This is a genomic window from Mycolicibacterium rhodesiae, assembly GCF_002086695.1.
Classification (GTDB): Bacteria; Actinomycetota; Actinomycetes; order Mycobacteriales; family Mycobacteriaceae; genus Mycobacterium; species Mycobacterium rhodesiae.
In genome coordinates this window covers 1-26,678 of record NZ_MVIH01000006.1, presented here as the reverse complement: position 1 = coordinate 26,678, position 26,678 = coordinate 1, and the positions used below count along the sequence as shown (strand labels likewise).

Sequence of the window (26,678 nt, the reverse complement as noted above, 5' to 3'; positions counted from 1 at the left end):
CGCCGCGTAACGCCGGCCGTCGCTAGCGACGACTCACTCCGTGACCGTGATCTTGCTTGACTTCGTGGTTTCCGCTTTCGGCACATATAGTTTGAGAACGCCGTACGCCAACGACGCCTCGACGTCGTCCTCCCGCAGGGGGCCCGGCAGCGTCACGCGAAACGCGAACTCCCCCACCTTTCGGACACGTCGGCGAAATATGCCGTCACGCTTGCGTTCTTTCAGCTCGCCGGTCACCACCAGCTCGTTGCCGTGCAGCGTGACGTCAACGTCTTCGCGCCGCACGCCCGGTAGTTCAACCTCGATGACGTATGCGCTGTCTGTCTCGACGATATCGGCAGCGGGTGACCAGGCAGCACTAGCCGCGGCGTGATCCATTCCGAAATAGGGATTCTCGAACTGACCCATCGGGGTCAGATCGCCCGACATCAGTACACCAGCCGAAATAGAGTGAACACGCGATTCCAGTGCTCAGTGGACGGGTCGCAGACCGTAGGGTCAACCAAGCGAAACGACCGGGCCAGCGCGACACTCAAACCACCGAACAATTCCGGTAGCAGGCGCTCGGTCTCCTCAGCGAACGCCACATCGCCCGGTGGTTGTCGCACCACCTGGCGCAACAGCTCGCGAATCTCTTCAGCCTCGTCGATCTTGTCGAACTCGCGCATTCGCTCCTGGACACCCTTGGTAATCGGAAGGTCTTGCGGCACAATGACGTCACGTCCATTCCACCGGGCCGAGCTGTGCCCGGCGATGGCGATATCGTCGATTTGTTCGTCGACGAACTGACGGAATCGACGTATGTCGTTTTTGTCGATCTTGACGCCTCCAGCGGAGCGAAAGAACCTTTTGAATACCGGGATCCCCGAGGGATGGGTCATTGGATACCTCCGCTCCCGAACTCCAGACCAGCCCGAGCGGGCCGACGTCCAACAGTGGCACGTTGGCCTGATAAACGAACCGAGCCCGCAGGCGCAATCTCTCCCAGCTGATTCGACCTAACAGGTCAAGGGCCGGAGGGGCTTTTGAACGGCTGGTTGGTCGCTGATGCGCTGCACATCCATACCTCACCCCTTGTGTAGGAAGCCCCTGTGGCGCTTGTGTTCCGCCGTATCGGCCGCGTCGATGATGGCGCGGACCGTGCGACGGCAGCGGCCGCATTCGGCGCCCGCTCCGCACGCGGTCGCGACCTGTTTGGTGGTCGTGGCGCCCGCCTCGACGGCCTCGGCCACCACCTGGCTGGTGACACCGTTGCAGAGGCAGACGAACATCGATCGCTCTCAGACGCTCTCGTCCAGCCGCATGATGTGTTGCAAGCGGCCGACGAAAACCGGTGGATAGGCGCCGACTCCGGTGTGACCCATCCACTCCGCCGCCACGTCGGGATGATTCACCCAATCGGAGGCGTCGGCCTCGTCGTCGAGCTCCTGCAGGATCATCACTTCGTGGTCGTCGTCGAAGGCCTTGAAGATGCGCACGGCCCGCACCCCGGCGGCCTCGAATCGGGGCAGTCCCCGGTGAACTCGCCTGATCATCGCGGACACGTCATCGACCGCGGCGATCGCGCCGACGATCACCCCAGGCGGGTTCTCCTCGGACGGCTCGACGAGCGTGACCTTGTCCACCGTCTCGCCCGCGAAGATGGCGGGGATGTCGTCGAGGCCGACAGCGTCGAACCAGTTGAGGAACACGCGCGAGCGCAACACTTCGAGAATGGGCTCTTTGCTCCGCAGCGAGATGGTGACCATGACGCGACCATGCTCGCGCGTCGAGGTGTAGACCAACACGTAATGCGCGCCGAGATCGGCGAGCGCGGACTCGCTGCGTTGCAGCACCGGCCAGACCCGGCTGGGATCCGGGACCCGGTAGTCCATAGCCAGCACGAGCGTGTGGGTCTCGACCTCCCCCGCGCCGTCCACGCCGACCCCTAGTCGCTGGCCGGCAGCGGTTTTGCGGTCTTCTGCTCCAGCGGTGTGGTGCCGACACTCAGGCTGCCTGCGCCGGCCTTGGTGACCAGGAGTTCGGCGCCGTCGGCGTCGACGTAACGCTTGCCCATCACGGTGCCCGCGGCGAAGTCCGGATCCAGTTGCGCGCCTTCGGTTTTCTCGCCGTCCAGCGGGATCATCGGAACGCCGCCGGCCCGCAGGTCGTCCAGACGCTCCGATGAGCGCACGACGATCACCTGGGTGTCGCATACCTGGCTCTGCAGTCGGGTGCCGGTCTTGATCATGGTTGTCCTCCTGGGATCACGGGGTGGCGGTCGGCGACTTGAGCTCGTCGGCAAGCTGGCGGCGCAGCACCTTGCCGGTCGGCGTGGTGGGCAATTCGTGGCGGAACACCACCCGGTCCGGGGTTCGTGAACCACGCAGCTGGGTGCGCACGTGTGCGCGCAGGTCTTCCGGATCCGGGGTGATGTCGGCGACGGGCACGACGACAGCGACCATGATCTGGCCCCATTCATCGTCCTCGACACCGACGACAGCGACGTCGCGCACGTGAGGGTGTTCGACGAGGACGTCCTCCACCTCGGCCGGGGCGATGTTCTCCCCGCCGCGGATGATGGTGTCGTCGGAGCGTCCGCCGATGAACAGGTATCCGTCGGCATCGAGGTAGGCGACGTCCTTGGTGGGAAACCAACCGTGCGCGTCGAGGACCGAGCCGATCTCGGCATAGCGGCCGGACACCTGATCGCCGCGGACGTAGAGTTCACCGATCTCCTCGGGGCCCAGGACCGTGCCGTCGTCGGCGCGGATCTGCACCTCGATCCCGGGCACGGGCCGGCCGACCGAGCCGAGCCGTTTGCGCGCGGACTCGTCGGCGGCCGCGTGCGCCGCCCGGTGGTCGTCCGGGCCGAGAACGGCAATGGTGGAACTGGTTTCGGTCAGCCCGTAGGCGTTGACGAAACCCACCGCGGGCAGCAGTTCGAGCGCCTTACGCACCAGGGGCAGGGCAACCTTGGAGCCGCCGTAAGCCAGTGACCGCAGCGAGGGCAACGGCGTGGGGTTGGTCTCCAACTCCGTGATGATGCGATCGAGCATGGTCGGCACCACGGTGGCACTGGTGACGGCTTCGGTGGATGCCAGCCGGATCCACTCGCGCGCGTCGAACTTACGCAGATACACCATCTTTCGACCGGCGTACAGATTCGACAGCGCCGCACTGACGCCGGCGATGTGGTACGGCGGCACACAGATCAGCGCGGCATCACCGGGCTCGGCGGACGCGAACTCGACGGTGCCGGTCACGTAGCTGGTGAGGTTGTTGTGGGACAGCTCAACAGCTTTGGGCCGCGACGTGGTCCCGGAGGTGAACAGCACCACGGCGATGTCATCGGGGTCCGGGAATTCGGCGACCGGCTCGGCTGTCGCTGCCGCGGCCAGGAATTCCCGCGACTCGATTCGCGCGGCGCCGGCGCCGGCCACCACGTCGGCATAGTCGGCGTCGAAGACGATCAACGGGTCGGGTAGCCGATCGATGAGGTCGGCGAGCGCCTCGGCCGACAGGCGATAGTTCAGCGGCGTGAACGCGCGTGCGGCGCGAGCCGAGGCGAAGATGAGCAGCGGCAGCATAACTCCGCCCAGGCCGACGTAGACGACGCTGCCGGCACCGCGGGAGCTGATGACGCCCGCCCCGCCGTCGGCGAGCGTGCTCAGCTCGCCGACGGTGAGTCGCTGGTCGTCGCTGACCACCCCGACGCGCTCGGCGTCGGAGGCGGCCATCTCCAACAACAGTGCCACGCTCATCGATTGGTCCTCCTGCTCAGCTGGCCTAGATCGGGTTGAACTCGGAGATCAACCAGTGACCGTCGGTCTTCGTCAGCTTCACCATGACGCTGCTGGTCGCCAGGGCCGGATCGGGCCGATCCTTGCTGGTGGTCACCTGGTTGACGAAGACCAGCACCGTCGCGTCGCTGGGATGCATCTCCGAGAGCGCCGCCCGCGCGACGGTCGCCTCGGTCTTGACGCCCTTCTGCTTGGCCGCAGGCGCGACGATCTGGTCGGTGAATTGGCTGTAGTACTTGAGGAATTCGCCCGTCAGGTGCGCCTTGGCGTTGGCCAGGTCCTTGTCGAGGCTGTCCGGGGAGTACGACAGCAAGGCCACCGTGCCGTCGCGCGCAGCGTTGATCGCCTGCTGCTGAGCCGCGGAGTTGGTCTGCTGGTCCGGCCGGTACAGCCACCAGTAGACGCCGCCGGCGGCACCCGCCGATGCGACCAGCAACACCACGAGCAGGATCGCCGCCCAGTTGCTGGCGGCCCAACTCAGAGGACCGCGCCGTGCACCCGACACCGGGAGTTCGGATTCGGTCCCGACGTCGTCACCCTCGGTGGCCTCGTCGGTCGTTTCCGCCTCGAGTTCCGTTGCGGTCGACTCCTCGTCGACGACGGCTACATCGGTGTTGTCATCGCCCTCGACGGGCTCGTTGGCCTTCTTGTCGCCCTCAACGGGCTCGGTGGTCTTGTCACTACTCATGGCACGAACTCCACATTCGACATCTTGTATTGGGCACCATCACGCGCGACCGTCACGCTCATCCGCCAGGCGCGCGGATCTTGATGTGCCCCATTGGCATTGGTAACGGTCGAAGAGGCAGCCAGCAGCACCACGCCGGTGTCGCCGGTCTCCTTCTCCAACGCGGCAGATTTGACCGTGCCCACGGTTACCGCTTTGGACTGTTCGGCGGTCTTGACGAAATCGTCTGCGCCTCTGGTGAAATCGTTCTTGAACGTTCCCGTGGACAAGTCGATGACGTGCTGGACGTCGGCCTTGGCCCGGTTGTAGTCGATGGACAGCAGCGCTATCACGCCCTCGCGCGCCGCAGCCACCAGCTCGTCCTGATGCGCCCGTTGGGCGACGACCCTCTGGTGCGCGACGAGCATCAGGCCGGTCACCACCATCGATGCGATGGTGAGGATGACGATCACCGCCACCGCGACCGTGACCGCACCGACGCGCGCCCACCACCCGCGGGGCTCGAGTTCGTCGTCCTCATAATCCTCGGCGTCTTCGGCGTCGTCGGAATCCTCATCCCCGGGATCGGGTTCCACTCCTCGCAGGCGCGCCGCAGTGGCCTTGGCGCGTGCCGCCTCCGCACGGGCCTCGGCCTCGGCCGCCTCGGCCTCGGCGAGCTCGGCCAGCGCTTCGGAGACCGCCTCCTCGTTGACCTCAGCCGCCATCGCACCCACACATGTCTTTGCGGTCCGGCACGCGCGCATCAGCGAATATCCGTCGCATGCCGAACTCCTCTCTGGGTCCAAACACCCCGCCAGCGTACGGGCGGGGTCTGAGTCGTCCGTCACATCCACGGCCGACGCGCGATGTCTCGTGAGAATGAGATTATCACTGAAGGATAAGTTGCTTTGCCGCGCGTCCGCGATTGTCGCGTGATTTGGACGCCATAGTGCGGAAATGGCATTTCCACAAAAAGTCAGCGCAGCTGGTCTTTCATGACTTTGCCCGTCCCATTCAGCGGGAGCGCTTCGACGATGACGACCTCGCGGGGCACCTTGAACCCGGCCATCCGATCTCGACTCCAGCCGATCAGATCCTCGGTCGGCAGTTCACTGCCGTTCTTGAGCACGACGAACGCCTTGCCGACCTGACCGAGCCGCTCGTCGGGCACCCCGATCACCGCCGCCTGCGCGACCGCGGGATGCTCCATCAGAAAGCCCTCTATCTCGGCCGGGTAAGCGTTGAAACCGCCGACGATGAACATGTCCTTCTTGCGCCCGACGATTTTCAAGCGTCCCGACTCGGTGAAGCTTCCGAGGTCTCCGGTGTGCAGCCAGCCGTCGGTGTCGATGGCCTGCGCTGTGGCCGCGGGATCATCGAAGTAACCCTGCATGACGCTGTAGCCCCGGACCAGCACTTCGCCGTCGTCGGCGATGCGCACCTCAACCCCGTCGCACGGCACGCCTGCTGTGGTGGCGACATCGTCGAACGAGTCCCCCGGCCGGGACAGCGTCGCGGTTCCGGCCTCGGTGAGCCCGTAGCCGGTGGCCAGTGTGCGGAAGGGCAGTTCTTCGTGCACTCGGCGGACGAGTTCCACCGGAATGTCGGCGGCACCGGTCACCCCGGCCCGCAGCGTGGCGAGCTTGCTCTTGTCCGACACGGCCAACAGCGAGTGATAGAGCGTCGGCGGCCCCGGCAGCATCGTGATCTTCTCGGCCGCGATCAGCTCCACGACGCGGTCGACGTCGAAGACCGGGACGGGCAGCATCGTCGCGCCGCGGATGAAGCTCGCGATGCAGCCGGCCTTGTATCCGAAGGTGTGGAAGAAGGGGTTGACGATCAGATAGCGGTCGCCCGGGCGCAGGTCGGCAAGATCGCACCATTCGGTGTACATCCGTAGATTCTGCAGATGGTTCATCATCACGCCCTTGGGCCGTCCGGTGGTGCCCGAGGTGTAGATGATGTCGGCGATGTCGGTCCCGCCGACCTCCCGCTCGAACGGCTCACCCTCAGAGAGGAAGCCGGACTTCAGGTCGATCGCAGGCACACCGGCGGGGACGGTGAAATCCTGTCCCAGGAAACCTTTCTCGATCAGGACTGCCTTGGCGCCGCTGCGGGTGATGATGTCGGCGGCCTCGGCCTGCTTGTACCGGGTGCTGACGGGGACGACGATCCCGCCTGCGGTGAGCACTCCGAAGGCCGCGATCATCCAGTGCGCGGAGTTGGGCGCCCAGATCGCGACCCGGTCGCCCTTGTCGACGCCCAGCTTCGCGAACGCACCTGCCGCACAGCGCACCCGGTGCGCCACCTCGGCGAAAGACAGCCGCAACGGACCGTCGACGACTGCTTCCGCGTCGCCGAACCGGTCCGCCGCACTCAAGACCATCTCAGGGATGGTCTGCCAGGTGACCGCTGGTGTCACACCGTGACGAGGCGAGACAGGTTGCCGCCCATGATCTTTGCCTGATCGTCGGCCTTCAGGTGCTGAAGGGCCTCGATGTAATAGGTCGGCTCGGCCAGCCCTTCGGGATGCGGCCAGTCCGACCCGTAGAGCACCTGATCCACTCCGACGAGGTTGACCAGATCGTCGATGCCGTCCTCGAAGAACGGGCTGACGTGGATGCGGCTCTTGACCATCTCCACCGGATCACTCGGGAAGGCCTCCGGGGCTTTGCGGAACACCTCGGCCAGGCCGTCCAGCAGCGGGGTCATCCACTTCGAGCCGGCCTCGACGATCGCGACCTTCAGCTTCGGATGGCGGTACAGCGCACCGTGAATCACCCACGACCCCACCGAGTCCTGGATCGGGCGCCACTCGTTGAGGATGCCCATCGCATTGGTCTGGAACGGCAGCATCTCGGCGCTGGCGCCGTCCCATTCGGAGGTGTACCGCGAGTAGCCGCTGTCGCTGGAGTGCATGCCGACCAGCAGGTCGTACTCGACGACGCGCTCCCAGAACGGGTCGAACTCCGGCAGTGCAAACGAGCGTGGCCCGCGGAATCCGGGGACCGGGGCGGGGCGAACCAGGATGCAGCGGGCACCGCGCTTGACCACCCACTCGAGTTCCTCGATCGCCTTCTCGACGATCGGCAGCGTGATGACCGGTGTGGTGAAGATGCGGTTCTGGTAGTTGAACCCCCACACCTCGTCGAGCCACTGGTTGAGCGAGTGGACCAGGACGTGGATGGCCACGGGGTCGTCGGACAGCCGCTCCTCGAGCAGGCTGGCCAGGGTCGGGAACATCAGGGTCTTGTCCAGGCCGAGCTCGTTCATCACCTCGAGGCGCGGGGCTGGCTCGAAGAACGCGGGGATGGCGCGCATCGGTTCGCCGAACAGTTCGCGCTTGGTCTTACCGTCCGGGTTGCCGTACTTGAAGTACTCCTCCCACGCGCCCGGGCGGGCGACGACCTCGAAGGTCGGGTTGGGAATGTAGTTGCTGATCTGACCGCGCAGCGCAATCTTGGTGCGGCCGTTGACCTGCACGTACTGGACGTAGTCCTTGTATTCCTTCGGCAGGAACTTGGTCAGCGCTTCCGGCGGCTCGTAGAGATGGTTGTCCGCGTCGAAGATCGGAAACGGCACGTCCACCCGGTGCGACAGTTGACCCATGAAATCCTCCTTATGCAGTTGACGAGAATCCTATTCTCATTTGTCCGGTGGAGGCAATACGTCCCTCCGCCCGGCGTTGGCTTCAGCCCGGCGGCCCCGAGCCGATCACCCCGGCCGATACCAAGTCCGCGATGTCGCGTTCGGACAAGCCGAGTTCGGTCAGCAGCTCGTGGTTGTGCTGGCCGAGCAGCGGTGCAGGCGCGGTGTGGATCGGTGGTGTCCGCCGGGATAGGCGGAACGGCATCGTGGTGAATCGCGCCGGAGCGTTCACCGGGTGATCGAGCACTTCGAAGAATCCGCGGGCGGCAAGCTGTTCCAGGTCGGTCTGCCGGTGCGGCTGGATGACCTTGGCCACCGGGACACCGGCAGGCCACAGCGCGGCGACGATCTCGTCCCCGGTGCGGTCCCGGCACCACGCGCCCAGGTGTCGGTCGACGACGTCCTCGCGGGCGCGCCGGCCACTTGCGGTGTCGAGTTCGGGATCGGCTGCCCAGTCCGGATCGCCGAGTGCGCCGCGCAATGCCTGCCACTGCTCGTCTGTCTCGACGGCGATCGCCACCCAGGAGTCGTCTCGGCCGAACTCGTCGATCTCGTTGCTGCGGTACAGGTTCTGCGGCGACGCGGTCGGTCCCCGGTTGCCTGCACGCTGGAGCACCGCGCCGTAGGCGGTGTATTCGACGATCTGCTCGGCGGCGATGTTGAGGGCCGCATCCACCATCGCGGCCTCGACGAGCGACCCGTTGCCGGTGCGCCGTCGATGTTCGAGGGCGAGCAGGATCGCGTTCAGCGCGTGCAACCCGGCGTTGGGATCGCCGACGGAATACGGTTCGTACGGATTCCGGTCCGGATAGCCGGTGAGCCAGCTGATACCTGCGGCGGCCTCGATCACGTACGCGAACGCGGGGTTGTCCCGCCACGGTCCGTCCAGTCCGAAACCCGGCATGCGGCACATGACCATATCTGGCCGGATGCGCTGTAAGCCAGCGTAATCCAGGCCCAACTGATCGAGCACCCGCGGCGTGTAGTTCTCCGCGACCACGTCGGCGGTGGCGATCAGCCGGTGCAGCAGCTCCCGGCCGCGTTCCGTGCCCAGGTCGAGGGTGATGTCCTTCTTGCAGGTGTTCAGCGCGGCGAAGATCGGCTGCCTCTCCCACCACTGGTCTTCGGTGACCGGAACCCCGGCGATCATCCGGGTGCCGTCGGGGCGTCGTGCGGACTCGACATGGATCACCTCGGCACCCAGCAGCGCCATCAGGTGGGTGGCGGACGGTCCGGCCCAGAACGTGGTGAGATCCACCACGCGAATCCCGCGCAGTGGCAATCGATCTTGAGCAGTGCCGGGCCGCCGGGGTGTGCGCGCAGCGTGGCGATGCCGGTCGGTGTGCTCGCCGAGTCGCGGCGCAGGCGATGGCGGGCGCAACTCGACGCCGGTGATCCGGTAGGGATGGCCGGGCTGACGGAAGCCGGCCGGGTGGGTGACGAACGTCTTCCTGGCGACGAAGTGCTCGAGCGTCTCGACGGTGTCGGGAGTGGCGACCGGCGCGTTGGGGATCCGGAACGCCGTGGCCAGCTCGCGGACCTCGTCACCGGTGTGCTCGGCCATCCAGGCGTACAGTTCGTCGGCTTTCGAGCTGGCCTGCTCGGTGATGCTCACCGGCGCGTTCTCGTCGATCCACTCCTCGTGCCCGGTCATCGCGCACAGGTCGAACCACTGCTGAGCGGTGCCACATCCGACGTCCACCAAGCCGTCCTTGACTCGGGCGACCCCCGGCACGGTCAGCTTGCGGGCGTCGCGCCAGGGCCGTCCGAGCATGTCGAAGTACGTCACCGGGTAGTACGTCAGACCCATGACGTGACTTTCGAGCATGGACAGATCGATGAGCTCACCGGCGCCGCCGGCAAGCACCCGCATCCGGTACGCCAGGATCGCCGCACTGGCATACGCCCCGGACAGGTAGTCGCCGACCCGGCCGCCGACGTAGACCGGTGCGCGGTCCGGGGCACCGCGGCCCAGCCCGACGATGCCGCCGGACCAGGCCTGCAGCGTGAATTCGGTTGCGGGGCGGCCACTCCACGGGCCGTCGAGACCGAACGGTGTGATCGCGGCGACGACCAGGTGCGGATGGGCGGCGTGCACCGCGGCGGGCGCCAGCTCCGAGTGGTCGGCCAGCGGTGAACCCGGTGACCAGACGACGGCGTCGGCGCCGGCCAAGACGTCGCCGATCCAGCGCAGATCGTCGTCGAGGGCCGGGTCGGCGACCACGCTGTGCTTGCCGCCGGCCAGAAAGCTGAACAGCGCACCGTCCTCGTTCGGCCCGATCCGCGCACCGGAGGCCGACCATCGCCGCAGCGGATCACCCTCGGGCGCCTCGACTTTGATGACCTCAGTGCCTGCGTCGGCGAGCAACTTGGTGCAGTACCCGCCGGGGATGCCGGTGGACAGATCGACCACGACGAAGCCGGTCAGTGGCGAGTCGGCCATCGCTACTTCTTCTTCTTTTTCGTCTTCTTGGGTTCGGTCTTCTCGGCCTTCGCTTTCTTGGGCTTGGCCGTGGCGCGTCCGGACTTCGACAGCCGCCACTCCGGCGGGAACTTGCTGTCGTTGTCCTTCACTGCGCCGGCGAGCCCCGAGTCGAGTCCCGCGTGCATGTCGAACTCGTCCTCGTCGCGTGCGGCCGTGCCACCCAGCGACTCGAACGTGCTGCCGAGCAGGCTCCCCAGGTACTCACCCTGGAACTGCTTGAACACCTCGAAGAACATCTTCTGCTGAAAAACGGTGTCGGTGGGCCGGTTTCGCGCGCAGGCCAGGGCATAGCGGCTGACCTCGTCTTCGAGTTCCGCACGCGACACCACGCTGTTCAGGAAGTTGCACTCGTACATCTCGGCAGCGGTGAACGGCCGGCCGGTGTACACCATCTCCTGGAACTTGCGGATGCCCATCATCTGGGTCCACCACCACATCCGGGGACCCCATCCGTAATAGCGGAAGGACGGATGACCGAACAGTGCATCGTCGCTGGAGATCACCAGGTCGGCGTCGGCGGCCTGGTAGAAGTGCCAGCCGTAGCAGTATCCCTTGACCTCGAGGATCGAGATCTTCTTGAAGTCCTGCAGCGTGCGGATACCAGACTGCGGGCTGGCATACCAGGCACCGACCGAGGCGCCGCGGCGATATGTCCCCTGCGGGGGGTATTCGACCGCACCGGCCGGGATCCGGAACTCCCCGAGCCGGGGGCCGGTGTCCTCGTCGTTCTGCAACTCCATGAATTCGGGGAGGTCGGCACCGCTGCCGAGATCCTCCCCCGCGCCCCGGATGACGACAACCTTCACCTGGTCGTCCACCCCGGCCTGGTACAGCAGGTCCGAATACCGCAGGCGCGCTGCGGCGGTCGGCGCATTGAGGTATTCGGGCCGGTTGAAGGTGATCGTCGCGATCCTGGTCTTCGGGTCCTTGTCGTAGAGGATGATCTCCTCGGCCGACGGGCGCCGCGATTCAGCCACGGGCACTGGACGCCGGACTCGACGTCAGTACCTCGCAACCGTCCGCGGTGATCAGCACCGAATCACGGCGGAACACCGCGCCGACTCCGGGCTCGAACACGTAACCGGTGACAGCGAGCACCATTCCGGGCTCGAGATGCTCACCGGCCGCGGTGGCCGCCAGTTGCGGGGAGACCACCGGCGAGTCGAATCCGACACCCAGGCCGTGCGCCACCGGAACCACCGGAAGTGCCTCGCCGACAGTCTCATACGCCGTAAGCAGGCCCGCGTTGGGCGCGCCGGGCCGGCATGCGCCGATCAGTGCCGCGTGCAGCCGCTCGGAGCGCTCGAACAGCGAGCTGACGCCCGCGGTGACCTCGCCTACGGGAAGGGTGCGGCCGATTTCACCGATGTATCCGCGATCCAGCACGCCGGAGGCGATGGCCACCAGGTCACCGTCGTGGACCCGTCCGTCACCGCGGACCCGCCGCCACGGGTGGTCCTTGGCCGTCACCCACACAGCGTCCTGATGGGCCGGTGTACTGACACCGCCGGCGGTCATCGCTTCCAGCAGCACCGCGGTCAGGTCCGACAGCGATGCACCGTCTCGAAGGTTGGCCGCGGCCGCGGCAAGACCGACCTCGGCCACCCTGACCGACTCGCGCAGTGCGTCGATCTCTTCGGGCGTCTTGATGCGCCGGGCCGCACCCATGGCCGCCTCGCCGTCAACGAATTCGGCGTTGGGGAACGCCATCGGCAACAACTGCGCGAATCCCGGCGACAGCGCGTCGGAGCCGACCCGGTGCGCGGTGGACGCACCGGGGATCTTCTTCAGGTTCTCGATGGTGTTCATCGGGTTCCAGGCGATGCCGTACAGGTTCTCGTGCGGGATGTCTTCGGGGACGCCTTCGTCCCACGTGCTCAGCAGGTGCACTGCGCCGTCGCGCAGCAGCACACACGACGGAGCGAAGGGACGTGTCCCGGCCACCCAGAGTTGTTGGGCGCCACTGACGTAGCGGATGTTCGACTGTCTGCCGAGGATCAGGATGTCCAGATCGTGGGCCGCCATCTGGGCCAGCGCGCGCTTCCGCCGCCCGGTGCGGAGGGCGCGGTCGTCGCCCAGTACCTCAGTCGCCATAGGGCGCGTACGGGTAGTCGGTCAATTTGATCCAGCCTTCCTCGGTGATGACCACGATCTCCTCGCTGCGGTAGCCACCGGTGCCGTCTTCCCAGATCACGGGTTCCAGGACCAGCACCATGCCGGCCTGCAGTACGTAGTTCTCGTCGAATTCGTCACCGAGATCGGTTCCGATCATCGGCATCTCGGCCGCGTTGACCCCGATGCCGTGCCCCAGGTAGAAGTGCGGCAGCCACGGCTTCGCGCCGTCGTTGGCCGCAATCGCCGCACGCGCCAGATCGGCCGCGGTCGCACCTGCACGGGTGACGTCGGCGACGGCGGCCATGATGTCGCGCCACCTGCGGAAGTTGGCCTGCTGCCGGGCATCCGGGGCGGTGCCCACGGTCCAGGTCCGGCCGAAGTCCGAGCAGTACCCGCCATAGGTGATGGACACGTCGGTCCAGAGCACGTCGCCGTCGCGCAGTTCACGCTCGGTGGACAGCAGTGGCAGGGCCAGGTCACCGTGGGTGGTCCACACGCCGTCGGCCCTTGTGTCGGGCATGACCTGCCAGATGGGTTCCAGCATGCTGGCCACCGCACCCAATTCGAAGACCCGCCGCATGAATTCGGCCGACAGATCGATCTGGCGGATTCCCGGTGCGAGCACCTTCTGCACGTCCACCATCGCGGTGTCGGTGATCTGCACGGCCTTGTAGATGCAGGCGATCTCGTCGGCGGTCTTGACCGTCTTGGCCGCACCGACCACCACCGCGGCGTCGCCGGGCGTGCCGCCCGGAAACAGCCGGCCCTGCGCCCGGCGCATCGCTCCGGTGAGCTCGTCGACGGCGACGGTGCTGCCGCGTGGAATCAGCTCGGCCAGCACCGTGCCGAAATACTGGACACCCTCGTCGAATTCGAGATACACCGGCCCGTGCAGATGATCGGCCGGCAGCTCGGTCTCTTCGGCGGCACCTTCCCGGAACGGCAGGAAAAGGTGCGGCGACGGGTCGTCGGCGAGCACCACCGCGACGGGACGCTCGACGTGCGAGAGTCCGGCGTCGCCGAGCGGCCAGCTGGTGCCGGTCGCGTAGGTGACGGCGTTGTTGCCCAACAGGATCAACGCGTCGACACCGCGTTCAGCCATGGCAGCCCGCAACCGGGCTCCGGTCTCGGCACGCATGCGGGAACGGTCCGGCTGTGCCGGGATGTCAGCCAGGGACCGTACCGGCCCGGTCAGCGATGTGGTCACTGCACACCCAGAAATTTCTTGATGTTGCTGCTGCAGATCTTCACCGCGTTGTCCTGTCCGACGGTGTCGACGACCTGCCGCAGCGACTTCTCCGAGTAACCGAAGGTGCTTTCGTTGTGCGGGTAGTCCGACGACCACATGACGTTGTCCACACCGATCTCGTCGATCAGCTTGAGTCCGAGTGGGTCCACCATGAACGACGCGCTCATGTGGTTGTCCCAGTAGTAGCGGATGTCGTGCTCCACCTTGCGGTTGAACATGTGCTGGTAGGAGGCCAGCAGGTGCTCGGCGTCCTGCAGCGCGGTGGCCACCCAGGCGATGCCGCCCTCGAACCAACCCACCTTCAGCCCCGGATGGCGGTCCAGGATGCCGGAGAACAGGTACTTGGAGAACGTCTCCCGGAATCCGTCGACGTTGATCATCATGCCGACCACCACGCTGTTGACTTCGCACGGCGTCTTCGGCGGGGTTTCGCCGATGTGGTGGGTGACCGGCAGACCGGCGGCCTCGATCTCGTCCCACACCGGACTCATCGCGGTGCTGCCGTAGTCGATGATCTCGCCGTCCTCACCCTTGCCGGGATTCAGTGGCATCAGGAACGTCTTGAGCCCCAACGACTTCACCTCGGCCAGCGTGCGGCGGGCGCCGTCGGGGTTCCACCAGTTGATCAAGCCGACGCCGTAGAAGTGGCCGTTGCTGCGGGCCTGCACTTCGGCGATGTGCTCGTTGTAGATGCGGAAGATCCGCTCGCGCAACTCGAGGTCCGGATAGTGGAACAGCGCCAACACCGCGTTGGGAAACGCGAGTTCCTTGTCCACACCGTCCTCGCGGAGTTCGGCGATGCGGGCATCGATGTTGGTGGTGGCAGCTCCGGCCAGGTCGTCGTACTGCATGAGCACCCGGCTGAAGTCCAAGGGCAGGAACGTCTTTCCCTTGGCCCGTCCGACCATGTATGCGCCGTCCTCGTACCAGATCCGTGGCGCCTTCTCCTTGAGCTCTTCCGGGAACTTGTCGAAGAAGATGTCCTCGGACAGCGAGATGTGGTTATCGGCGGAGAACACCTCGGTGCCGGCGGGCAAACCGGTGTCACCCTTGGCGTGTCCGTGGCGGTCCTTCGGGGCGCCGAGACCACCGGCGGGATAGAGCGTTGCGGTTGTCATGTCAGTTCCAATCAGGCTGTCGAGGTGGAGCGTTCACCAGGTAACGGGCAGTTCGTACACGCCGTAGGCCAATTTGTCGTTCTTGAAAGGGATTTCGTCGAGCGGCTTGGCCAGCTTCAGCGTCGGGATACGGCGAAGGAGCGTGCTGAACACGATCTGCAGCTCGGCGCGCGCGAGTTGCTGACCGACGCATTGGTGGCGGCCGTAGCCGAACGCCAGATGCTCGCGGGCGTTCTCGCGCCGCACCTGCAACTGGTCCGGATTCGGGAATGCCGTGGCATCCCAGTCCGCCGGGGACAGGTCGATGATGATGCCCTCTCCCCCGCGAATGGTCTGGCCACCGATCTCGATGTCCTCGATCGCGACGCGGCGCTGACCGTTCTGGATGATGGACAGGTAGCGCAGCAGTTCCTCGACGGCGTTGGCGACGACTTTGGGATCGTCGGCATCACGCACGATCGCAGCTTGTTCGGGGTTCTCCAGCAGAGCCAGCACTCCGATGCCGATCATGTTGGCGGTGGTCTCGTGGCCGGCGATGAGCAGGCCGCTGGCCAGTTGTGCGGCCTCCTTGACGCTGATCTCGCCGGCCTTGACCCGTTCGGCGATATCCGACACCGCGTCCTCGGCCGGGTTGTCCATCTTGGTTTCGACCAGGTTCGACAGGTACTTCGCCAGGCTCATCGCGCCCTTCATGCTGTCCTCGGGCTTGGCATAACGCGCCAACCCGACGTTGGCATGCTCCTGGAAGAAACCGTGGTCTTCGTAGGGCACGCCGAGCATTTCGCAGATCACTTCGGTCGGCACCGGTAGCGCGAGCGCGGTGACCAGTTCCGCGGGCTGCGGGCCCGCCAGGATCTTGTCGATGGCGTCGTCGGTGATCTTCTGGATCGCCGGCCGCAGGCCCTCAACTCGCTTGAAGGTGAAGGGTTTCGAGAGCATTCGGCGGTAGAAGGTGTGCTCTTCGGCGTCGGCGGTGAACACCGAGCGGGGGCGCTTGTCCACCGTGGAGAGCATGTGCTCGTTCCAATGCGGGAAGCCGGAGCGTCGGTCGTCGACGCTGACCCTCGGATCGGCGAACAGCGTTCGGGCTTCGGCGTAGCCGGTGATCAGCCACGGGGTGCTGCCGTCCCAGATGCGGACCCGGCTCAGCGGTGCGGCGGCGGCCAACTCCATCACCTGTTCCGGCGGCGCGAACGGGCACCGCCCGGTGCGCTCCATCGGATACTCCGGGCCGGTCGCCGCCTCGGTTTCCTCAGACGTCAATGTGTCCGACATGCCTCACTCCTCGACGTAGATGGCCTGCGCAGGACAGGCCGCGGCCGCCCGGCGCGCGTTGTCTTCCTGATCGGCAGGCGGGTTGGTTTCGAGCAGCACCACGACACCGTCGGAGTCACGCTGATCGAAGACCTCGGCCGCGTTGAGCACGCATTGGCCGGAGGAAACGCACTTGTCCTGGTCGACGGTGACCTTCATCGTGGTTCTAGCCTTGTCGTGTCACAGGAGCCAGCCACAGTCCGACGATCGCGTCGACGAGTCCGGAAGCGGCTGTGCGCCAATTGGTCAGAGGCAGCGGCGAGTCCTCGGCGAGGGCCCGCTCGTATTCCGCGCAGGTGTGCATCAACAGGTTGCGCGCCATGATGTTGCGTTCCATTCGGACATGGCCCGGCACGTCCGGCAGGCACCGGTTGATGCCCTCCACCACAGTGATCAGGGCAGGCAATGCCAGCGCGTCACGGGTGACCGTCTTCTGGTACGCCGGGTCGGCCATCACCTGCGCGGCAAACCGGGCATACCAGGTGGGGTTGCCCAACTCGGTCAGGTGATCGGTCAGCGGCAGCACCAGACATTCGACCCAGTCGCGCAGGCCGATTCCGCTGCCGGGCATCGCGGCGATCCGCTCCTCACGCAGCTTCTCCACCGGAACGGCGTGCTTGTGTTCGATCGCGCGGACCAGGTCGGTCTTGGTACCGAAGTGGTAGCCGACGGCCGCATTGTTGCCCTGCCCGGCGGCCTCGCTGACCTGACGGTTGGAGACGGCGAAGACGCCGTGTTCGGCGAAGAGCCGCTCGGCGGCGGTGAGGATCGCTTCGCGGGTGAGACTCGCCCGATCGGTACGGGTGCTCCCAGTGGTGGTGGCGGTGGTCATCGCACGCCAGTCAACGCCCTGATCGCGATTAAGTCAAGCGATTGATTTAAGAACCTGCCGGCTTTGTCTTCTTCGGCACCGGCTTGCCCGCCGCGGTTCCACCGTCGACCGGCAGAACGGTGCCGGTGACGTACGGCGAGCGGTCGCCCGCGAAGTACAGGATCGCTTCGGCTACATCCTGGGCGGTTCCCTCCCGCTCCAGCGGCCGGTCGGCGCGCATGGTCGCGCGAATCCCGGCTTCGAACTTCGCCACCTGGTCGGGATCCATGCCGTGCGCGGACTTCGACACGATGGCCGTCCGAATATGGCCGGGCGCAAGGCAGTTCACCCGGATCTCATAGTTGGCCAATTCGATCGCGGCACACTTGGTGAAGTGGATGACCGCGGCCTTCGACGCGCGGTAGGTCATCACGCCACCGCCGGCCTGGATGCCGCCGATCGAGGTCAGGTTGATGATGGAGCCGCCGCGCTCCGTCATGTGCCGGGCCGCATCTCGGGTTCCCGCCATCACGGCTTTGAGATTGACCGCCATCACCCGCTCGAAATCGTCGAGATCGTCGTCCAGGTAACGCCGGTGCATTTTTCCCGAGATCCCGGCGTTGTTCACCATCACGTCGAGGCCGCCGAACTCCTCGACCGCGGTGTCGATCAGGCGCGTGAGCTGCTGGGTGTCGGCGACATCGGTCGGCAGAAACAGCGCTTTCGCGCCGTGCGCACCGGCCAACGCCCGCCCCTGTTCGGCGTCGATGTCGCCGAACGCGACGGTGGCGCCCTCAGCCAGAAATCGCTCGACAATGGCGGCCCCGAGGCCCGACGCACCGCCGGTGACCACCGCGATCTTGCCTGCCAGTTCGTTGCCCATGACAGCCCAATCCCTCTCGTCGGCACGCGGAACCGGTGCGCGTAGGCAGTCAACTCGCAGTCCGCGAGGTAAGTCAAGCGCGTGATTTAAATACGTCAATCTCGCCGAGATCGACGCACACTGGAAGATCGCCATCAGTCTCGAGCCAGGAGGGCACCACGAAAGTCGACGTCACGTTGCGCCAGTTGCGGTACTTCGCGGTCCTTGGCACCGAGCTGAATTATCGGCGCGCCGCCGACAAGCTGTTCATCACCCAGCCGGCGTTGTCGACGGCGATCAAGCAACTCGAGCTCCAGTTCGGTGTCGCGTTGTTCACCCGCAACACCCGCGAAGTCGCGTTGACGGATTTGGGCGCAGCGTGGCTCCCCCAGGTGCAGCAGGCGCTCAGCGGTGTTGACGCCGTCGTCGCCAACCTGGTGACGATGTCAGGAACACAGCAGGGCGTGTTGCGCCTCGGCTACCTGATCGGCACCGGAGCAGATCTGTTGTTCCGCATCGTTCGGCATTTCGAGGCGGCACACCCGGGCGTGGTCGTCGAACCCAGCGAGTACGACTTCGCCGACCCCACTGCGGGTCTCGGCGACGGAAGCACTGAGGTCGCGCTGATCCGGCCGCCGGTGGATCTGCCCGATCACCGGATGCTTCTTCTGGACGCCGAGAGCTGGGTGGCGTGCCTGCCCAGGGATCACCGGCTGGCCACCCGTACCGAGGTCGACATCACCGACCTGCTCGACGAACCGATCGTGTGCGCCCCGATGACCGCAGGCGTCTGGCGCGACTACTGGCTGGCGATGGACGTGCGCGGCAACCGCCCGCCGTCGATCGCCGGCATCGCCGCGACGTACGAAGCCGAGACCACGATGATCGCCCGTGGCCTCGGGATCAGCTTCACCACATCGTCGGTGGCGCATTTCTACGACCGCCCCGGGATTGTTTACGTGCCGATCACCGGGCGCCCGCCCAGCTACACCGCGCTGGCGTGGCACCCCGCGCGGCTGTCTCCGCAGGCAGCGGCGCTGGTCTCGCACGTTCAGGAGCACTGGAACTTCGGCGACGAACCCGCTGATAAACCACGCTTATAAGTCCATTGAAATGTGGAACTTCCGAAACCGTTCACGGCGCGTTTTCCTGGCTTCAGTTGTTCTGTGAGCCGCACTGACCTGGAGTGACCATGACCGATGCGCTGACCCCCTCCACTCATTCACCGCTACCACCACCGGCCCGCCCCGGCGAAAGCGAGGACGCCCGACTCGCCGAGTTCGGCTACCAGCAGCGACTTGACCGGTCGGTGGGCTCGGTTGCGTCATTCGCGATCGGGTTCGCCACCATCAGCGCCACCACCGCGGTCTTCACCGGATTCGGCGCCGGCTACTTCACGGCCGGAGGGCCCTTCGTCTGGACCCTGCTGCTGGCCGGCGTGGTGTTCGCACTGTGGGCGTTCATCGCCGCAGACCTCACCGCGAAGATCCCGCTTGCCGGCTACGCCTACCAGTGGACCAGCCGGATCAACGGCCCGAGCCTCGGCTGGTTCACCGGGTTCGTCGCCCTCCTCGGCTGGATCAGCGGCATGACAGGCGTCGGCTTCATCTTGTCGGGTTACCTCGGCGGCCTGTTCGGCTGGAACATGAGCCAGAGCGAACAGATCCTGGTTGCCATCGGGGTGGTGTTCCTCTGCGTGCTCATCAACATCTACGGCGTGCGCTTCGCCACCATGGTCAACAACATCGGTGTGAGCCTCGAGCTCATCATCACGGTCGGCGCGACACTGTTGGTGGCGATCATCGCGTTCTCCGCACCCGACCACCACCAACCCATCTCGGTACTGTTCACCGGCGGTGAATCCGGCGACAAAGACTCCTATGTGGTGGCCTGGCTGGCCGCTGCACTCGGCCCGTTCTTCGGCCTGATCGGCGTGGAGTCCGGTGCCGATGTCGCCGAAGAAACCAAGAACGCCCGCCACGTGGTCCCGCGCACCATGTTCTACGCGCTGGTCACCTCGATCGTGATCGAGCTGTTGATGTATGTCGTGTACGTCCTGGCGATCCGCGACGAGGCGGCCGTCCAAGCCAACTCGGCCGCGCCGATCGAGGAGATCATCAACCAGCAGGCCGGGCCCGTTGTCACCAAAATCGTTGTGGCGGTGGCGTTGACCAACATCCTGGCGTGTCTGCTGTCCAACATCCTGGTGGCCACCCGGTTGACGTACTCGATGGCACGCGACAACATGCTGCCGGCGTCGCATCTGTGGCGTCATGTCTCGGCCAAGAGCAAGACCCCCACGTACGCGGTGATCGGTCTCGGGTGCCTGTCGACCGTGTTGCTGCTCTCCGCTCTGGTCAACGAGAAGGCGTTCAACTACATCCTCGGTATCGCCTCACTGTTGTTCTTCTCGGTCTACATCCTGCAGACGATCGGCCTGCTGGTCGGCGTGCGTAAAGGCACCATCCCGCAGGGCGAGCCGGGCACCTTCGATCTGGGCCGCTTCCGCGTACCGGTCTACGTCACCGCGCTGGTCGTGTTCCTCGCCGTCGCAGTGGCGCTGATATTCCTGCCACAGTTCGCCGGTAATGGCTGGGTATTCCTCGGCATCGTCGCGGTCGGAGCCCTGTGGTGGGGCACCGGACTGCGTGGCCGGCTCAGCCGCGGCGAAGCCGGATCGGACTTCGCCCGCACCCACCTCGTCAACGACTAACCTCGAAAAGGAAGCATCCACATGACAATTCACACCGATTTCGCAACCAGCAATCTGGTCAGCGTCGAGCCCGGCACCATCCGCGAGGACACCCCGCCCGGGTCTGTCATCCAATACAGTGACTACGAGTTGGACTACTCCACCGAATTCGCCGGCGGCGCCGCCTGGATCGAAGGTGAGTACGTGCCGGCGTCGGAGGCCCGGATCTCCATCTTCGACACCGGGTTCGGCCACTCCGACCTTACCTACACCGTCGCGCATGTCTGGCATGGCAACATCTTCCGGCTCGGCGATCACCTGGACCGGCTGCTCGACGGTGCTCGCAAGCTGCGACTGGACCCCGGGATGACCAAGGAGGAGCTGGCCGACATCACCAAGCGTTGCGTCGCGCTGTCCGGACTTCGAGAGTCATTCGTAAACCTGACCGTCACCCGTGGTTACGGAAAGCGCAAGGGCGAGAAAGACTTGTCCAAGCTCAACCATCAGGTCTACATCTACGCGATCCCCTACCTGTGGGCATTCCCGCCCGAGGAACAGATCTTCGGCACAACCGCCGTCGTGCCGCGGCACGTCCGGCGGGCGGGCCGCAACACCGTCGACCCGACGATCAAGAACTACCAGTGGGGCGATCTCACCGCGGCCAGCTTCGAGGCCAAAGACCGCGGCGCGCGCACCGCCATCCTTCTCGACGCCGACAACTGCGTTGCCGAGGGACCGGGCTTCAACGTCGTGATCGTCAAGGACGGGAAGCTGTTCTCCCCGTCGCGCAACGCGCTACCCGGGATCACCCGCAAGACGGTCTTCGAGATCGCCGACGCCATGGGCATCGAAGCGACCTTGTGCGACGTGACCAGCCGCGAACTCTACGATGCCGACGAACTGATGGCGGTGACCACCGCGGGCGGCGTGACGCCGATCGTCTCGCTGGACGGCGAACCATTCGGTGACGGCCGACCAGGCCCGCTGACGGTGGCGATCCGGGATCGCTTCTGGGCGTTGATGGATGAGCCGTCGCCGCTCATCGAAGCCATCGACTACTGACGTGGCGGCCGTCGAGGCCGTCGTCGACCTGGGCGCGATCGCCCACAACGTAGGCGTGGTCGGCGAGCGGGCGCGATCGGGCGTGATGGCCGTGGTGAAAGCCGACGGCTATGGTCACGGCGCCACCCAGGTCGCGCGCGCAGCACTGGCGGCCGGTGCGGCCGAGATCGGGGTTGCCACAGTCGACGAGGCCCTGGCACTGCGCCGCGACGGGGTGTCCGCTCCGATCGTGGCCTGGCTCCACACGCCCACAACCGATTTCGCTGCTGCCGTTGCCGCAGGCGTGGAAGTGGTGGTCTCCTCGGTCCGTCAGTTGTCGGCGGTGGCGTCGGCAGCCGAGTCCGTCGGCACCACGGCAACGATCGGGGTGAAGGTCGACACCGGTCTCGGACGCGGCGGCGCAGCGATGCCCGAGTGGGCGCAGCTGTGCGATGGAATCGCCAAATGTGTGGCATCCGGTTCGGTGGCGATGCGGACCGCGATGACACACCTTGCCAGAGGTGATGAACCGGACCACCCGCTGAATACGCGGCAGGCGGCACATCTGGATGACTGCGTGGCGGATCTGCGCAGGGCGGGCACGCCCGCGCAGGTGGTACACGTGTCGAATTCGGCTGCGGCACTGACTCGCCCGGACCTGTCGCGCGATCTGGTCCGCGCCGGCATCGCCATCTACGGACGCACCCCCGTTCCACACCTCGGCGACTTCGGTCTCGCACCGGCGATGACGCTGACGGCCGAGATCTCGCTCGTCAAGAAAATCTCGGCAGGACAGGGTGTTTCGTACAACCACACGTGGATCGCGCCGCGCGACACCACGATCGCGGTGGTGGCCTGTGGCTACGCGGACGGTATCCCCCGGGTGCTGTCGGGCGGGTTCGCGGTGGTGATCGGCGGGCGACGATTCCCCAGTGCGGGACGAATTTGCATGGACCAGTTCGTCGTCGACCTCGGCCCTGGCTCAACCGACGTGACCGAGGGTGACCGGGCGGTCCTGTTCGGTTCGGGAGCTTGCGGCGAGGAGACGGCCGCGGACTGGGCGCGCGCGGCGGGCACGATCGACTACGAGATCCTCACGGGTATCCGTGGCCGCGCCGCGCGCTGCTACGTGTCGCGGCCCAGCGTCAGCAGGCAGGCATCCTGATAGCGCTCCATGACCGCCGGCGTCGGCTCGGCCTCATAGGCCACGGACCGGACCGACGACCATGCCGGGCAGTCGCCGCCGTTGAGCGTCCACACCGCCTGGCGGGCGGCACCGAGGGCGACGTACTCACCCGGTTCGGGCACCGCGACCGGTACTGACAACACGGCGGGTGCGATTCGGCGCACCGCTTCGGAGCGCACCCCGCCGCCGACGATCATCACCCGTTCGGCGCCGATTCCCTGCTCGGCGATCTTGTCCAGGCAGAACCGCATCGAGGCGAGCAACCCCTCCACGGCAGCACGGGCGACGTTGGCCGGCAGCATGTTACGACCCGTCACTCCGTGCAGCGCACCGGTGGCGGCGGGCAGGTTCGGTGACCGTTCGCCGTCGAAATACGGCACCCAGACCAGACCCTCGGCGCCGGCAGGCGCAGTGAGCGCAAGGCGGGAGAATTCCTCGAGGGTCACCCCCAACATCGCCGCCACCGCGGCCAGTACCGGCGCGCCGTTGAGTGTGCACACCAGCGGTAGATACCGCCCCGTCGCGTCGGCGAAGCCGGCAACCAGGCCATCCGGATCATGTGGCGCCGCTTCGCTCACGCCACTGACCACTCCGGAGGTCCCCAACGAGATGACGCAGTCACCGACGCCCGCGCCGAGTCCCAACGCTGCGGCGGCGTTGTCCCCGGCGCCAGGCCCCAGCACTGCCCCGGAAACGGTGTGCCCGGCCGGCTCGTGCGGACCCAGCACCCGCGGCACCGCCGGCCGGCGACCTCGCATGGCGGTGGTGAGCACATCGTCTCGGTAGGCGCCTGTCGCCACCGAGTAATAACCGGTGCCGCTGGCGTCACTGCGATCGGTGCACAACTCACCGATGTCGGTGGTACCGCGCAGTCGCCAGGTCAGCCAATCGTGTGGAAGACAAACCGCGGCAGTCGAGTCGGCGTTGCCTGGTTCGTGGTCGGCCAGCCAGCGAAGCTTGGCCACCGTGATCGACGCGACGGGAACGACACCGATCTGATCTGCCCACCAGGCCGCTCCACCCGACTCCGCCAGCAAGTCGGCCGCGGCGGTATCCGAGCGGGTGTCGTTCCACAGCAGTGCGGGTCGGACGACGGCGCCACGGTCATCGAGACAGACCATGCCGTGTTGTTGACCACCGACGGAAATCGCGGCCACGTCATCGAGTCCTCCGGCTTGCGCAATGCTGTTCTGCAGAGCGTGCCACCAGTCTTCGGGGTCGACCTCGGTGCCGGGAGGGTGCGGTGTGCTGGCCGATCGCACGACCGCACCGGTGACTGCATCACAGATCAGGACCTTGCAGGACTGGGTGGACGAGTCCACGCCGGCGACCAGCGTCATACCCGGGCTCTCAAGGGCGATTCTCTGCGCGACACCCCCCTATTCAACCTGTTCACGACCTAGCGACCAAACAGTTGCGGCCACGTAAGCGAGCGGGATGAGAACGATGTTCTCTCACTTGGTCAGCAAAGCTCACGCATTCCGGACATGCCATTGACACGTTTTGAACAGAACTGCAATGGTTGCTCCACCGATGGCCCATGGGAGGAACATTCCGGTGACAGTTAGTGCCGCTCGCGATCTTCACTACGACCCCTATGACGTCGACCAGAACATCAACCCGTTTCCGATGTTCGCGCGCCTTCGCGAGGAAGCACCGCTGTACCACAACCCGGATCTCGACTTCTACGCGCTGAGCCGGTTCGACGATGTCAACAAGGCCGTCATCGACCACGAAACATTCATTTCCGGCCGGGGCGCATTGCTGGAGATCATCAAGTCCGGCATGGAAATTCCGCCCGGCACTTTGATTTTCGAGGATCCGCCGATCCACAACATCCACCGCAACCTGTTGTCGCGCGTGTTCACCCCGCGCAAAGTTGCCGCGCTGGAGCCGCAGATCCGCGAGTTCACCACCCGGTGCCTGGATCCGCTGATCGGTACCGGCCGGTTCGACTTCGTCAACGACCTCGGCGAGCAGATGCCGATGCGAGTGATCGGCATGCTCCTCGGCATTCCGGAGGACCGCCAGCGCGCGATCACCGATCACGGGGAGGCGACGCTGCAGAAAAAGGAAGTCGATCTGCTGGCCACCGGCGAGGTGTTCGCCGAGTTCATCGACTACCGGCGCGATCACCCGTCGGACGACATCATGACCGATCTACTCAACGCCGAATTCACCGACGAGACCGGCACAGTTCGACGGCTGCACCGCGAGGAACTGCTGCTCTATTTGACGGTGATCGCGACGGCCGGGTCCGAGACCACCACCAGGCTGATCGGCTGGGCGGGAAAGACCCTGGCCGAATATCCCGACCAGCGTCGTGAACTCGCCGAGAACCCGGCTTTGATTCCACAGGCGATCGAGGAGATCCTGCGCTGGGAACCGCCTGCTCTGCAGATCGCCCGCTACGTCACCCGCGACGTCGAGTACTACGGCCAGACCGTCCCCGCGGGCTCGGCGATGCTGATGCTGGTCGGTGCGGCCAACCGTGACCATCGCCGGTTCGCACCCGACGGCGATGTGTTCGATATTCACCGTGAGCTCAAGTCGCACATGACCTTTGGGGCCGGCACCCATTTCTGCATGGGTAACGCACTGGCCCGAATGGAGGGTCGGATCGCACTCGAAGAGATCCTCAAACGCTTCCCCACCTGGGAGGTCGACTGGGCGGCCGCGGAGAAGTCTCAGACCACGGCGGTCCGCGGCTGGGACGCCATGCCGACGATCGTCCCCTGACATCTTTCACCTACGAAGGGACTGAACAACCATGGCAGGACGGGTAGAAGGCAAAGTCGCGTTCATCACCGGCGCGGCCCGCGGACAGGGCCGCGCGCACGCGGTGCGGTTGGCGTCGGAGGGCGCCGACATCATCGCGGTCGACATCTGTAAGAAGATCGACACCGTCGACCTGATCGCCGCGTCGACACCGGAAGACCTCGCCGAGACTGCTGATCTGGTCAAGGGCCACAACCGGCAGATCTACACCGCCGAGGTCGACGTCCGCGACTACGACGCACTCAAGAACGCGGTCGACGCGGGCGTCGACGCCCTGGGCCGCCTCGACATCATCGTGGCCAACGCCGGCATCGGCAACGGCGGCCAGACGCTGGACAAGACCAGCGAGACCGACTGGACAGCGATGATCGACATCAACCTCGGCGGCGTGTGGAAGACGGTGAAAGCCGGTGTGCCGCACATGCTCGAAGGCGGCCGGGGCGGATCGATCATCCTGACCAGCTCGGTCGGTGGGCTCAAGGCCTATCCGCACACCGGTCACTACGTCGCCGCCAAGCACGGCGTGGTCGGCTTGATGCGCACGTTCGCCGTCGAGCTTGGCGCGCAGAACATCCGGGTCAACTCCGTGCACCCGACGAACGTGAACACTCCCCTGTTCATGAACGAGGGCACGATGAAGTTGTTCCGTCCCGACCTGGAGAACCCGGGCCCGGAGGACATGAAGGTCGTCGGTCAGCTGATGCACACCCTGCCGATCGGCTGGGTCGAGCCCGAGGACATCGCCAATGCGGTCCTGTTCCTGGCTTCCGATGAGGCCCGCTACATCACCGGTGTCACTCTGCCCGTCGACGGCGGCAGTTGCTTGAAGTAACGCCCACGCCGCCGCTCGCCCAAACCGACTCAGTGTCATCTTGGTGATGCCGCTGTTGTGGTGGTTGGGTTCTTCTCACCTGGTGTGTGTGCTCACAA

Annotated in this window: 26 protein-coding genes; 6 read left to right on the top strand and 20 right to left on the bottom strand. The window is 65.8% G+C overall.

From position 1 onward, the window contains the following. Positions 1-33 precede the first annotated feature (33 nt). The 19 genes from BST42_RS14540 to BST42_RS14450 form a co-directional block, all read right to left on the bottom strand. Entirely contained in the window at positions 34-429 is a 396-nt protein-coding gene (locus BST42_RS14540; RefSeq protein WP_083119826.1) for an Hsp20/alpha crystallin family protein, read from the bottom strand. After that, the gene (locus tag BST42_RS14535) at positions 429-881 is read right to left on the bottom strand and encodes a DUF1931 family protein (RefSeq protein WP_083119824.1); all 453 of its coding nucleotides are present in this window, start codon (positions 879-881) and stop codon (positions 429-431) included. The genes BST42_RS14540 and BST42_RS14535 overlap by 1 nt, the downstream gene beginning before the upstream one ends. A 186-nt stretch (positions 882-1,067) precedes the next feature. Next, positions 1,068-1,271, bottom strand: a complete 204-nt coding sequence (locus tag BST42_RS14530) for a (2Fe-2S)-binding protein (protein ID WP_083119822.1) — start codon at positions 1,269-1,271, stop codon at positions 1,068-1,070. A gap of 9 nt (positions 1,272-1,280) precedes the next feature. Then, positions 1,281-1,874 carry a fatty-acid--CoA ligase gene (locus BST42_RS14525; protein ID WP_083120270.1) on the bottom strand — a complete coding sequence of 198 codons (594 nt, stop codon included), beginning with the start codon at positions 1,872-1,874 and terminating at the stop codon, positions 1,281-1,283. A 53-nt stretch (positions 1,875-1,927) separates the two neighbouring features. After that, entirely contained in the window at positions 1,928-2,230 is a 303-nt protein-coding gene (locus BST42_RS14520) for a hypothetical protein (RefSeq protein WP_083119819.1), read from the bottom strand. A 16-nt stretch (positions 2,231-2,246) separates the two neighbouring features. Continuing rightward, on the bottom strand, positions 2,247-3,743 hold the full coding sequence (locus BST42_RS14515) for a class I adenylate-forming enzyme family protein (RefSeq protein WP_083119805.1): 1,497 nt from the start codon (positions 3,741-3,743) through the stop codon (positions 2,247-2,249). 25 nt (positions 3,744-3,768) lie between these two features. Then, entirely contained in the window at positions 3,769-4,470 is a 702-nt protein-coding gene (locus BST42_RS14510) for an Rv1363c family protein (protein WP_083119802.1), read from the bottom strand. Next, complete coding sequence (locus BST42_RS14505) at positions 4,467-5,174, bottom strand: Rv1363c family protein (protein ID WP_133057460.1); 708 nt, start codon at positions 5,172-5,174, stop codon at positions 4,467-4,469. Before BST42_RS14505 ends, BST42_RS14510 begins: the two co-directional genes overlap by 4 nt. 251 nt (positions 5,175-5,425) lie before the next feature. Next, positions 5,426-6,871 carry a FadD3 family acyl-CoA ligase gene (locus tag BST42_RS14500; RefSeq protein WP_083119796.1) on the bottom strand — a complete coding sequence of 482 codons (1,446 nt, stop codon included), beginning with the start codon at positions 6,869-6,871 and terminating at the stop codon, positions 5,426-5,428. Continuing rightward, positions 6,868-8,058: an amidohydrolase family protein gene (locus BST42_RS14495; protein WP_083119793.1), complete on the bottom strand. Its 1,191-nt coding sequence runs from the start codon at positions 8,056-8,058 to the stop codon at positions 6,868-6,870. Before BST42_RS14495 ends, BST42_RS14500 begins: the two co-directional genes overlap by 4 nt. 82 nt (positions 8,059-8,140) lie before the next feature. Next, positions 8,141-10,540: a CaiB/BaiF CoA transferase family protein gene (locus BST42_RS14490; RefSeq protein WP_083119791.1), complete on the bottom strand. Its 2,400-nt coding sequence runs from the start codon at positions 10,538-10,540 to the stop codon at positions 8,141-8,143. A 2-nt stretch (positions 10,541-10,542) separates the two neighbouring features. Then, positions 10,543-11,559, bottom strand: coding sequence for an enoyl-CoA hydratase/isomerase family protein (locus tag BST42_RS14485; protein ID WP_110918631.1), 1,017 nt, complete (start codon positions 11,557-11,559; stop codon positions 10,543-10,545). Then, on the bottom strand, positions 11,552-12,676 hold the full coding sequence (locus tag BST42_RS14480; RefSeq protein ID WP_083119786.1) for a M24 family metallopeptidase: 1,125 nt from the start codon (positions 12,674-12,676) through the stop codon (positions 11,552-11,554). Before BST42_RS14480 ends, BST42_RS14485 begins: the two co-directional genes overlap by 8 nt. Next, complete coding sequence (locus BST42_RS14475) at positions 12,666-13,835, bottom strand: M24 family metallopeptidase (protein WP_083120269.1); 1,170 nt, start codon at positions 13,833-13,835, stop codon at positions 12,666-12,668. The genes BST42_RS14480 and BST42_RS14475 overlap by 11 nt, the downstream gene beginning before the upstream one ends. Before the next feature lie 65 nt (positions 13,836-13,900). Next, the gene (locus tag BST42_RS14470; protein ID WP_083119784.1) at positions 13,901-15,064 is read right to left on the bottom strand and encodes an amidohydrolase family protein; all 1,164 of its coding nucleotides are present in this window, start codon (positions 15,062-15,064) and stop codon (positions 13,901-13,903) included. A gap of 33 nt (positions 15,065-15,097) precedes the next feature. Continuing rightward, positions 15,098-16,339, bottom strand: coding sequence for a cytochrome P450 (locus tag BST42_RS14465; RefSeq protein WP_083119782.1), 1,242 nt, complete (start codon positions 16,337-16,339; stop codon positions 15,098-15,100). A 3-nt stretch (positions 16,340-16,342) separates the two neighbouring features. Beyond that, on the bottom strand, positions 16,343-16,537 hold the full coding sequence (locus BST42_RS14460) for a ferredoxin (RefSeq protein ID WP_047331619.1): 195 nt from the start codon (positions 16,535-16,537) through the stop codon (positions 16,343-16,345). A gap of 7 nt (positions 16,538-16,544) precedes the next feature. Further along, positions 16,545-17,210: a TetR/AcrR family transcriptional regulator gene (locus BST42_RS14455; RefSeq protein ID WP_083119779.1), complete on the bottom strand. Its 666-nt coding sequence runs from the start codon at positions 17,208-17,210 to the stop codon at positions 16,545-16,547. A gap of 46 nt (positions 17,211-17,256) precedes the next feature. Further along, complete coding sequence (locus BST42_RS14450; protein ID WP_083119774.1) at positions 17,257-18,072, bottom strand: SDR family NAD(P)-dependent oxidoreductase; 816 nt, start codon at positions 18,070-18,072, stop codon at positions 17,257-17,259. A 185-nt stretch (positions 18,073-18,257) separates the two neighbouring features. Between BST42_RS14450 and BST42_RS14445 the strand changes: the two genes are divergently transcribed. The 4 genes from BST42_RS14445 to alr all read left to right on the top strand — a co-directional run bounded on the left by BST42_RS14445 (position 18,258) and on the right by alr (position 22,949). After that, positions 18,258-19,154, top strand: a complete 897-nt coding sequence (locus BST42_RS14445; protein ID WP_083120268.1) for a LysR family transcriptional regulator — start codon at positions 18,258-18,260, stop codon at positions 19,152-19,154. An 89-nt stretch (positions 19,155-19,243) separates the two neighbouring features. Next, positions 19,244-20,764 carry an APC family permease gene (locus BST42_RS14440; RefSeq protein ID WP_083119772.1) on the top strand — a complete coding sequence of 507 codons (1,521 nt, stop codon included), beginning with the start codon at positions 19,244-19,246 and terminating at the stop codon, positions 20,762-20,764. 21 nt (positions 20,765-20,785) lie between these two features. After that, complete coding sequence (locus BST42_RS14435; protein ID WP_083119769.1) at positions 20,786-21,805, top strand: aminotransferase class IV; 1,020 nt, start codon at positions 20,786-20,788, stop codon at positions 21,803-21,805. Next, a complete protein-coding gene (gene alr / locus BST42_RS14430) occupies positions 21,768-22,949 on the top strand; it encodes an alanine racemase (protein ID WP_083119766.1) in 1,182 nt (393 codons plus the stop codon). Before BST42_RS14435 ends, alr begins: the two co-directional genes overlap by 38 nt. Here the strand turns inward: alr and BST42_RS14425 are convergent. Further along, a complete protein-coding gene (locus tag BST42_RS14425) occupies positions 22,910-24,310 on the bottom strand; it encodes a xylulokinase (protein WP_083119764.1) in 1,401 nt (466 codons plus the stop codon). The two genes, alr and BST42_RS14425, sit on opposite strands and share 40 nt — an antisense overlap. A 217-nt stretch (positions 24,311-24,527) precedes the next feature. Between BST42_RS14425 and BST42_RS14420 the strand changes: the two genes are divergently transcribed. Next, on the top strand, positions 24,528-25,709 hold the full coding sequence (locus tag BST42_RS14420; protein ID WP_435406037.1) for a cytochrome P450: 1,182 nt from the start codon (positions 24,528-24,530) through the stop codon (positions 25,707-25,709). A gap of 31 nt (positions 25,710-25,740) precedes the next feature. Next, on the top strand, positions 25,741-26,580 hold the full coding sequence (locus BST42_RS14415) for a mycofactocin-coupled SDR family oxidoreductase (RefSeq protein WP_083119758.1): 840 nt from the start codon (positions 25,741-25,743) through the stop codon (positions 26,578-26,580). Positions 26,581-26,678: the final 98 nt, after the last annotated feature.

Coding starts and splice junctions, on each gene's coding strand:
- BST42_RS14505 (WP_133057460.1), bottom strand. CDS start 5,174: ATGGCGGCTGAGGTCAACGAGGAGGCGGTCTCCGAAGCGCTGGCCGAG.
- BST42_RS14510 (WP_083119802.1), bottom strand. CDS start 4,470: ATGAGTAGTGACAAGACCACCGAGCCCGTTGAGGGCGACAAGAAGGCC.
- BST42_RS14535 (WP_083119824.1), bottom strand. CDS start 881: ATGACCCATCCCTCGGGGATCCCGGTATTCAAAAGGTTCTTTCGCTCC.
- alr (WP_083119766.1), top strand. CDS start 21,768: ATGAGCCGTCGCCGCTCATCGAAGCCATCGACTACTGACGTGGCGGCC.
- BST42_RS14530 (WP_083119822.1), bottom strand. CDS start 1,271: ATGTTCGTCTGCCTCTGCAACGGTGTCACCAGCCAGGTGGTGGCCGAG.
- BST42_RS14440 (WP_083119772.1), top strand. CDS start 19,244: ATGACCGATGCGCTGACCCCCTCCACTCATTCACCGCTACCACCACCG.
- BST42_RS14540 (WP_083119826.1), bottom strand. CDS start 429: ATGTCGGGCGATCTGACCCCGATGGGTCAGTTCGAGAATCCCTATTTC.
- BST42_RS14450 (WP_083119774.1), bottom strand. CDS start 18,072: ATGGGCAACGAACTGGCAGGCAAGATCGCGGTGGTCACCGGCGGTGCG.
- BST42_RS14470 (WP_083119784.1), bottom strand. CDS start 15,064: ATGACAACCGCAACGCTCTATCCCGCCGGTGGTCTCGGCGCCCCGAAG.
- BST42_RS14490 (WP_083119791.1), bottom strand. CDS start 10,540: ATGGCCGACTCGCCACTGACCGGCTTCGTCGTGGTCGATCTGTCCACC.
- BST42_RS14520 (WP_083119819.1), bottom strand. CDS start 2,230: ATGATCAAGACCGGCACCCGACTGCAGAGCCAGGTATGCGACACCCAG.
- BST42_RS14515 (WP_083119805.1), bottom strand. CDS start 3,743: ATGAGCGTGGCACTGTTGTTGGAGATGGCCGCCTCCGACGCCGAGCGC.
- BST42_RS14435 (WP_083119769.1), top strand. CDS start 20,786: ATGACAATTCACACCGATTTCGCAACCAGCAATCTGGTCAGCGTCGAG.
- BST42_RS14415 (WP_083119758.1), top strand. CDS start 25,741: ATGGCAGGACGGGTAGAAGGCAAAGTCGCGTTCATCACCGGCGCGGCC.
- BST42_RS14460 (WP_047331619.1), bottom strand. CDS start 16,537: ATGAAGGTCACCGTCGACCAGGACAAGTGCGTTTCCTCCGGCCAATGC.
- BST42_RS14425 (WP_083119764.1), bottom strand. CDS start 24,310: ATGACGCTGGTCGCCGGCGTGGACTCGTCCACCCAGTCCTGCAAGGTC.
- BST42_RS14495 (WP_083119793.1), bottom strand. CDS start 8,058: ATGGGTCAACTGTCGCACCGGGTGGACGTGCCGTTTCCGATCTTCGAC.
- BST42_RS14480 (WP_083119786.1), bottom strand. CDS start 12,676: ATGGCGACTGAGGTACTGGGCGACGACCGCGCCCTCCGCACCGGGCGG.
- BST42_RS14475 (WP_083120269.1), bottom strand. CDS start 13,835: ATGCGTGCCGAGACCGGAGCCCGGTTGCGGGCTGCCATGGCTGAACGC.
- BST42_RS14525 (WP_083120270.1), bottom strand. CDS start 1,874: ATGGACTACCGGGTCCCGGATCCCAGCCGGGTCTGGCCGGTGCTGCAA.
- BST42_RS14465 (WP_083119782.1), bottom strand. CDS start 16,339: ATGTCGGACACATTGACGTCTGAGGAAACCGAGGCGGCGACCGGCCCG.
- BST42_RS14455 (WP_083119779.1), bottom strand. CDS start 17,210: ATGACCACCGCCACCACCACTGGGAGCACCCGTACCGATCGGGCGAGT.